Genomic DNA, 8,051 nt, shown 5'->3' with positions numbered 1-8,051 from the left:
TCAAGCCTGATGGCCAAACCCTTGAGTAGCCGCACCCATTATGTGGCCGCCTCGCCCAGTTATGTTGAAAAATACGGTGAGCCCCATACGCTTTCGGAGTTAAATCAACATAATTGTCTGATCGGGAATCACAATTACTGGCGCTTTATTGAACATGGCCGCGAGCGCAATATTAAGGTACGCGGCAACCTTATCTGCAACAGCGGCTATGCCCTGCGGGATGCAGCGTTAAAGGGCATAGGGATAGTACAACTCCCTGATTATTATATTGAAGAAGATATTCATGCAGGCAAACTTATCTCCTTCCTCGACGCACACCGCGAATCCAAAGAAGGCATTTGGGCGCTCTACCCCCAAAATCGTCACCTGAGCGCCAAAGTGCGGGTTTTAGTAGATTATTTAGCTGAAAAACTGGCGAGCAGTTAACTCACAACAATTAATCCAATATGAGTGACAATCATCTCGCTGCCGCCGGACTCCCCACCTGTTTAGCGCCAGTTTTCCCTGAGGGTGTAATACAACATACCTAAGGCCAGTGCCTGATTACCAAACCATTCATTCAGCGGGATCCGGATATGACGCATGGCGGCGAAGAGATCGAACTCTCGCATTTGACCATCGATCGCCTGCCCCATGATCTCGGCCATGATATGGGAAGTTGCCACGCCATGGCCGGAATATCCCTGACAATAGAAGATATTCTGAGTAATTTTGCCCAGCTGAGGAATACGGTTAATCACTATCCCCGCCATGCCAGCCCAGGCAAATTCAATATCGACGCCCTTTAACTGGGGGAAAGTACGTTCAATCGCCGGGCGCAGCTCAGCGGCAACGTTTTTAGGATCGCGGCCGCTGTAATTGGTGCCACCGCCAAACATCAAACGGTTGTCGGCAGTTAAGCGGTAATAATCCAGCACGAAGCGGCAATCATACACGGCCAAATCCTGTGGATTAAGTTGCTTAGCTAACTCAGCTGGCAATTGGGCTGTCGCACAATTGCCAAGGGAGGCAGGAAATAACATGCCCCGTAGCTTGGGACGGCCCAATTTGTGGTAGGCATTGCCGGCGATGAGCACGCTGTTTGCCTTAACCGTTCCTTTTGGCGTGACCACGGTTGCAAGCTCTCCTTGCTGAATATCCAGCACCTGCGAATGTTCAAAAATCTGCGCGCCTAATGAGGCCGCGGCTCGCGCCTCACCAAGGCATAGATTTACCGAATGCAGATGCATATTGCGCCGATTGACTAAACCGCCGTGGTACAAGGGCGAGGCTAAATAGGTGGGCATCTCCTGCTCAGGCACTAAGGTCATAAACTCCCCCATGCCACGGCGATTAGCCTCGTCGAACATTTGCTGTAACTCTGCCATATGTGCGGGGCGATAGGCCGTCTGGATATGACCAAATTTTAAATCACAATCAATGTTGTACTTCGCCACTCTACTTTTGATGATATCGTGCCCACGCCAGCGAAGATCCCACACATAATCCTCGGCATCCTGACCAAGATGACGCCGTAATTGCTTGGTCATCGCTGCATCGCCAGATAGGCTTCCGGTCACTTGACCACCATTACGGCCAGTCGCGCCCCAAGCAATTTTATTTGCCTCTAGTAATGCGACCTTGTAGCCTTTTTCAGACAACTCAACCGCGGTTGCAACCCCAGTAAACCCGCCGCCGATAATGGCAACATCTACACGAAGATCACCTTCAAGTTCTGGATAATCAGACTCTTGCTTAATAGTGGCATTGTAATAAGAGGCGCAGCGTTTGGCTGACATAGGGTTTCCTTACACGATGTTATTATGATTTTTCGTTTAATATTTTTTACAAACGTTCAGAATTTTTGAGTATAACGAAGCTATTATCATGGTCAACAGAAGAATGCCCCTGACAGGGAAATAAGCGAGTTTGGCAAAACAGCTTAAGCCATTGGATTAACGAGGTTAGTGACTTAAGCTAGGCACCACCCGCTAGGATGGTAATAGAATTGACCCTGCGTTATTGTCTCAAGGGTAATCGCCATCAGAAAGACGCATTTCACAAAGATTTATTTAACAATAACTTGTCTAACAATGACCTATCAGGAGAAACTATGCCGCAGGATATACAACCTCAAACAACTGATGTTCTGCCCTTTTCTCAAGCCTGTGAAAATAATAAAGCGCCTATTCTTGCGGTATTAAAAACCGCTTTTGCCAATACCAAACAGGTACTTGAAATTGGCAGCGGCACGGGACAACACGCCGTTTATTTTGCGGCGAATCTCCCTCAGCTTTTTTGGCAAACGAGCGATCAAGCGCAATATCTTGAGGGCATTAGTGCAAGATGTTTACAACAAGGTCATCAACTTGGCGTTCATAATCTTGGCTTACCTATTACACTTGATGTATCACTACCTTGGTCTATCAACGGCCCCCATATCGATGCAGTATTCAGCGCCAATACCTTACATATTATGAGTAAACCCAAGGTGGAAGCATTTTTTAATGGCTTAGGAGAGTATTTACCACAGCTCAACACCCTATGCCTGTACGGGCCTTTTAACTATCAAGGTCACTTTACCAGCGACAGCAATCGGCGATTTGATGACTTATTAAAACAAAGAGATAGTGAAAGCGGTATTCGAGATGTTGAATGGATTGTCACCCTTGCCCAAGCCCAAAACTTAACCTTAGTCGAAGATATCGCCATGCCCGCCAACAATCGCTTACTGCATTTTAAGCATTTATTGGCGTAAGGCGCTCAATCCTGAACCCAAGATTCGCATCAGTGAAGCATAAGGATGCTGTGACTACTTACACTTAAACCATTATACATACGCCCTCAAACTATACTAATAATAAGCAACAACTCAGCCACGCACGCAATTACGGCCATCAGATTTAGCTTCATACAGGGCTTTATCCGCTCTGCTAAACAAGGTTTCTGCATCATCGCCCTTTTGCAAAGAGGCTAAGCCAATCGACACCGTAATGGCGCCCAATGAGAGTTTTTTATCTTTGCCTATGGCTAGGCGCCGCTCGGAGATCCGCTCCCTCAAAGTCTCGGCCACTTGCAGCGCATCATGAAAATGGGTATTAGGCAGCAATACCACAAATTCCTCACCGCCGTAACGGGCGACAAAGTCATCACCACGCACACATTGTTTTAAAGCCAGCGCAACATAAGCCAAGACTTTGTCGCCGATTTGATGCCCATAGGTGTCGTTAAATATCTTAAATCTGTCAATATCCACAAGTAATAAACTACAACGGGTTTGTTGTTCCTCCGCACGATGGATATGGTCTTGAATGGCAATTTCGTAAGCTCGGCGGTTATGTAACGAAGTCAATTGATCTGTCATTGCTGCCAGACTTAAATTTTCCATTTCAGCTTTTAAGTTTTGTACTTCTTGTCCCATGGCATTGAGGCTCTGCTCCATGGCTTGGTTATTAACCAATAGGCTCTGCATTTCATCAAGCACCCCATCGACTAATTGATTTAACGTATTCACATCGGGCGTTGATTGCAGTTGCAATCCAAAATCCGCCAAGGTGCTTGTAAATGCTTCCGTCCCTTGAGTTAACTGAGTAATTTTACTGATGAGAGAGTTAATCAGTATCTGAGTTTCTATCTGGACATTCTCAATGACTTCAGGGGACTTCTCTTGAATAAAATTCTTGTACAGACTGGTATTCACTTCTTTGGTGAATACGACATTGTTAGCAAGAAAACCATCAATAGCACGATTTAGATCTAAGTTTGACTGAGCAAAATACTCATACCAAACGGTGTAGTTTTCTGGCGTAACCGGTATATCAAGCGCAGACATTTGCGGTACAGCTAAACGTAAAATTTGAGCCGCTGAATCGAGCTCTTTATTTGCTGCAGGAAAAGACATGAATCATGCATCCATGAGTTGTTATAATTTTGTATAACTTAAGTTAACTCAACTGCTTCATTTTGGATACTGGGTAAAATGATTATTATGATGGCGCGCAAAAACAAAAAGAGGATGTTGCCATCCTCCTTTAATTTTTTATGTTATGCCAAAAGCGGCTCAACCTCGGCAGCGGGCAAAAATATCCAATTCAGGCTGATAAACCTGAGTTTGAACATTCATTAATCCCAATAGGCTATCGAATAAATTGTCATGGGAAAATCCCCCCTTTTCGGCTTCTTTGGCAAGACAGGCCATATTCAAATGATTGTCTTGACTAAAATCCTCAGAAAACCAAGCCAGCATAGGAATACTCGTTTGCTCAATGGGCGCAATGCTGTAAGGGGCGCCATGCAAATACATTCCTTTTTCACCCAAAGACTCGCCATGATCGGATAGATAGAACATGGCAGTATCAAATTTTTCTTGCTGTTGTTTAAGCTTATTGACGACTTCACTGATGATGTAATCGGTATACAAAATAGTATTGTCGTAGGTATTCATTAACTCCTCAGTGCTGCAATTTTGGATATCGCTACGTGGGCAATCCGGGGTGAATTTACGGTGCTCTGGCGGATAACGGAGATAATAAGTCGGTCCGTGACTGCCAATAATGTGTAACGCAATCACAGTATCTTTTTGCTCGGCGTTAGCTAATGCTTCATCAAGTTTGTTCAACAAAACTTGATCAAAGCAATATTGACCGGAGCACAACTCAGGATCGCTCTTTAAATCGATAGTGATGTTCTCAACCTGATCGCACACGCCTTTACAACCCGAGTCATTATCAAACCATTGCACCTTAATCCCGCCATGATTCAGTACATCAACGGCCGTGTCTTGGGCATAGGCACGGCGGGAATCATAGTCATCGCGTCCCATGCGGGAAAACATGCAAGGCAGCGATACTGCGGTTGCCGTTCCACAAGAATGGCTATCCTTAAAGACCAGTAATCCTTGCCCCTGAGTATGGGCGTTAGTCGGTTTATCATAACCATAGTATTGATAGTTCATCGAACGAGCCGTTTCCCCAACCACCAGCACTAATAAATTGGGCTTACCGTTGGCATTGGGACTGACATTTTTTGCATCCAAGCCAAGCTGTTCATATTTGATTGGTGTTTGTAGGTAATGCACATTGATGTACTTAGCCGCCGCACCAATAAAATAGGTCGGCACGATATAACGCTTAATCTCATCATTATTGCGGCCAAAGGAAGCGTAGTCTTGGAAATAGAAGAAAGCGATAATCCCAAGCCCTGCTAACATCGCCAGCATAAACAAAACTTTATGTAGCAACTCTTTGAAAAATGGCTTGTATTGGATATCAGCTTTGTAAATCAAATAGGCTGGCAAAATCCCCGTAAGCAGCATATTGAGTATGGAAGCAAAATTGACATACATCAGCGCTTCAGCGCTGTTGGTTTGAAAGGTGTTTTCAATCATGCCGTAATCAAACACGATATTGTATTTTAAGGCCGCAAAAAACACGCTAGATGATAATAAAGTGAGGATGATAAAAAAGGGCTTTAGCAGATACTTCACTGTAAACAGCGAAAACACAAAACTCAGCGCAAAGATCAAAAATAACGGCATACTGGCGATAAAAACCGGATCGACATCAGGTTGTTTTTCAATGCCTTTTTTGATGATTTCAAACAGTGGGATATTAAAAACGCAAACGTAAAATAATGCGGTGATAAAAGTGAAACGATTCACGGTTAGGGTTTTAAATCTCGTCAGCACTGGTTATGGTCTCTCAAATCAATAGTGGGCCGAAGCTAACTTAGTTTTCTTAAGGCAATCTTATGCCCTACAATTTGCGCCATCTTAGCAAGTCGTCAGATTCTCCTCAATTAAATAATCTTTATAATTAACAAGTTATAATACAGATTAAAAAAACGGCCGAATCTGAAGGCATTCGACCGTTTTTGACTCCCCAACCTATAGGGACTTGCTCGGAACTAACCCCAGCTTGTTAATTTACTGCGGTAACAAGTGCGATTATTTTAACTGCTGTAATAAGTAGGCAAACGCCATTGAATTTAGTTCCGCAGCTTGATTATTATCTGCAGCCCCAGCATGCCCACCTTCGATATTTTCATAGTAAAGCACATCAATACCCATATCCTTCATCTTAGCCACCATCTTGCGGGCGTGCCCTGGATGTACCCTGTCGTCACGGGTTGAGGTGGTAAAAAACACCTTAGGATAATGCACGTCTTTATGCAGATTATGATATGGCGAGTAGGTTTTAATGTAGTCCCACTCCTGTGGAATATCAGGATTACCGTATTCCCCCATCCAACTGGCTCCCGCGAGTAACTTGTTAAAACGATACATGTCGAGTAATGGCACTTGGCACACTACGGCATTGTAGAGATCGGGACGACGGGTAAAGGCAGCGCCCATTAGCAAACCACCATTACTGCCGCCTTGAATACCTAAATGCTTGCTCGAGGTAATCTTACGGGCTATGAGATCCTCGGCGATGGCTTCAAAGTCCTCGTAAGCCTTATGACGATTCTGCTTAAGCGCCGCTTGATGCCACGCAGGACCATACTCGCCGCCACCTCGGATATTGGCCAGTACATACACACCGCCCTGCTCTAACCAGTTTTTACCAATAGTGGCTGAATACGCTGGGCGAAGAGACACTTCAAATCCACCATAACCATAAAGCAATGTTGGATTGCTGCCATCGAGCTTAAGATTTTTTGCCATCACCACAAAATAAGGCACTTTGGTACCATCCTTTGAAGTGGCAAAATATTGCTCGGTTTTAAATTTATCCGCCGCAAACTGCTGAGGCATACCTTTGATTTTTTGAGGTTTAAGCGTCTTAGCATTGACGGTATACAGGCTCGATGGCTCAAGGAAGCTAGTGTAGTTGACGAAGAAATCGTCACTGTCACGCTCCATATCCATCACAGTTAGCGCACCATTGGCCTCAAAGGGCACTGGCGTGCTTTGCCATGCGCCTTTTTCATCTTGCTCGTAGCGAACCAGCTTGCTCTTCACGTTATCGAGCCAATTAACAAAAATCGCGCTCTTACTGAAACTTAGCTGCGCGATAGATGCTGTTGGGGTTGGGCTCACAAATTCAGTGAAGGAGACTTTTTGGGCAATTAGATCGGCCACATTAGCGAACACCACAGCGCCTTGGCTGAATGTCGCCGCAGGCGTTGCTAAGTCACTTTTTAGCTCAATAAACAATTTGCCTTGGAAATAGCCTTTAATCTCAGCATCTTGTGGGATGGGTAGTTTAATCAGTTTGCCGTCTTGATAAACATATTGGGTGGCGGTGTAAAAGGTATGTGCTTCTGTGACTAGGCTCAGCGGAGATTTATCGTCGAACATCACCCAACCCGATACTGCCACCGAGGTTTTATCACCACTAAAAATCGTTTTCGCTTGCTCAAGTGGCGTACCACGTTGCCATAACTTAACGACACGGGGGTAACCTGAGTCCGTCATGCTTTGGCCATCGCCAAAGTCGGTGCCGACAAATGCTTGGTCTTTATCTATCCAACTTAGGCTAGATTTCGCTTCTTTTAAAAAGAATGGCTTATCTTTTGCTGGCACAAAATCTTTGGTGGTTAAATCAAATTCACGCACTTCGACCGCATCTGCGCCGCCACGGGATAAAGACACAAAACAACGTTGATTATCGGGATATTGGCAATCAATGCTCTTAAATACCCAGTTAACCGATTCCAACTTACCTAAAGCATCGACATCAAGCACGGTTTCCCACTTGGGTTGCGCCTTTGTGTATTCTTCCATCGTGGTGCGACGGTAAATCCCCCGTACATGGGTATCGTCCTTCCAAAAGTTATACAGCTTGTCGCCGATGTGTGTGGCGTAAGGAATACGCTCTTTGTCATTGAGGATAGCGAGGCTATTTGCAACTAAGGTATCAAACCCTTTGAACGCTTTAATTTCAGCGGCAGAAGCGGCATTTTGGGTCTTAACCCATTCCATAGGCTTGGCGCCTTCAACCTCTTCAAGCCAAATATACTTGTCTTCTTGCGCGTGGACTTGAGCAGTCATAGTGAGCACACCTGCGATGCACCAAGGCAGTAATTTACGATTCATGTTATTCCTTTTTAAACAGAGTCCTTAAACAGAG

General features: G+C 44.9%; 6 protein-coding genes. 2 read left to right on the top strand and 4 right to left on the bottom strand.

What is annotated here, in order from left to right; genetic code table 11:
• A partial coding sequence (locus tag L976_RS20465; RefSeq protein ID WP_231570525.1) for a LysR substrate-binding domain-containing protein occupies positions 1-426 on the top strand: 426 nt, incomplete at its 5' end.
• A gap of 62 nt (positions 427-488) precedes the next feature.
• Here the strand turns inward: L976_RS20465 and L976_RS20460 are convergent.
• Positions 489-1,778, bottom strand: coding sequence for an NAD(P)/FAD-dependent oxidoreductase (locus tag L976_RS20460; RefSeq protein ID WP_047539659.1), 1,290 nt, complete (start codon positions 1,776-1,778; stop codon positions 489-491).
• A gap of 314 nt (positions 1,779-2,092) precedes the next feature.
• Between L976_RS20460 and L976_RS20455 the strand changes: the two genes are divergently transcribed.
• A complete protein-coding gene (locus L976_RS20455) occupies positions 2,093-2,737 on the top strand; it encodes a DUF938 domain-containing protein (protein WP_047540819.1) in 645 nt (214 codons plus the stop codon).
• A gap of 114 nt (positions 2,738-2,851) precedes the next feature.
• Here the strand turns inward: L976_RS20455 and L976_RS20450 are convergent, their stop codons facing one another.
• The 3 genes from L976_RS20450 to L976_RS20440 form a co-directional block, all read right to left on the bottom strand.
• Positions 2,852-3,880 carry a GGDEF domain-containing protein gene (locus tag L976_RS20450; RefSeq protein WP_047539657.1) on the bottom strand — a complete coding sequence of 343 codons (1,029 nt, stop codon included), beginning with the start codon at positions 3,878-3,880 and terminating at the stop codon, positions 2,852-2,854.
• A 159-nt stretch (positions 3,881-4,039) separates the two neighbouring features.
• A complete protein-coding gene (locus tag L976_RS20445; RefSeq protein WP_047539655.1) occupies positions 4,040-5,665 on the bottom strand; it encodes a phosphoethanolamine transferase in 1,626 nt (541 codons plus the stop codon).
• A 258-nt stretch (positions 5,666-5,923) separates the two neighbouring features.
• A complete protein-coding gene (locus L976_RS20440) occupies positions 5,924-8,017 on the bottom strand; it encodes a prolyl oligopeptidase family serine peptidase (RefSeq protein ID WP_047539653.1) in 2,094 nt (697 codons plus the stop codon).
• Positions 8,018-8,051: the final 34 nt, after the last annotated feature.

The sequence above is a fragment of the Shewanella sp. ZOR0012 genome, from assembly GCF_000798835.1.
In the GTDB taxonomy this organism is placed as follows: domain Bacteria; phylum Pseudomonadota; class Gammaproteobacteria; order Enterobacterales; family Shewanellaceae; genus Shewanella; species Shewanella xiamenensis.
Note: the sequence above shows the minus strand (reverse complement) of the source record. Positions and strands in the feature narration are given on the sequence as shown.

What these genes read in the sequence shown, in the direction of transcription:
- L976_RS20460 (WP_047539659.1), bottom strand. Translation starts at nt 1,778, where the DNA reads ATGTCAGCCAAACGCTGCGCCTCTTATTACAATGCCACTATTAAGCAA.
- L976_RS20455 (WP_047540819.1), top strand. Translation starts at nt 2,093, where the DNA reads ATGCCGCAGGATATACAACCTCAAACAACTGATGTTCTGCCCTTTTCT.
- L976_RS20450 (WP_047539657.1), bottom strand. Translation starts at nt 3,880, where the DNA reads ATGTCTTTTCCTGCAGCAAATAAAGAGCTCGATTCAGCGGCTCAAATT.
- L976_RS20440 (WP_047539653.1), bottom strand. Translation starts at nt 8,017, where the DNA reads ATGAATCGTAAATTACTGCCTTGGTGCATCGCAGGTGTGCTCACTATG.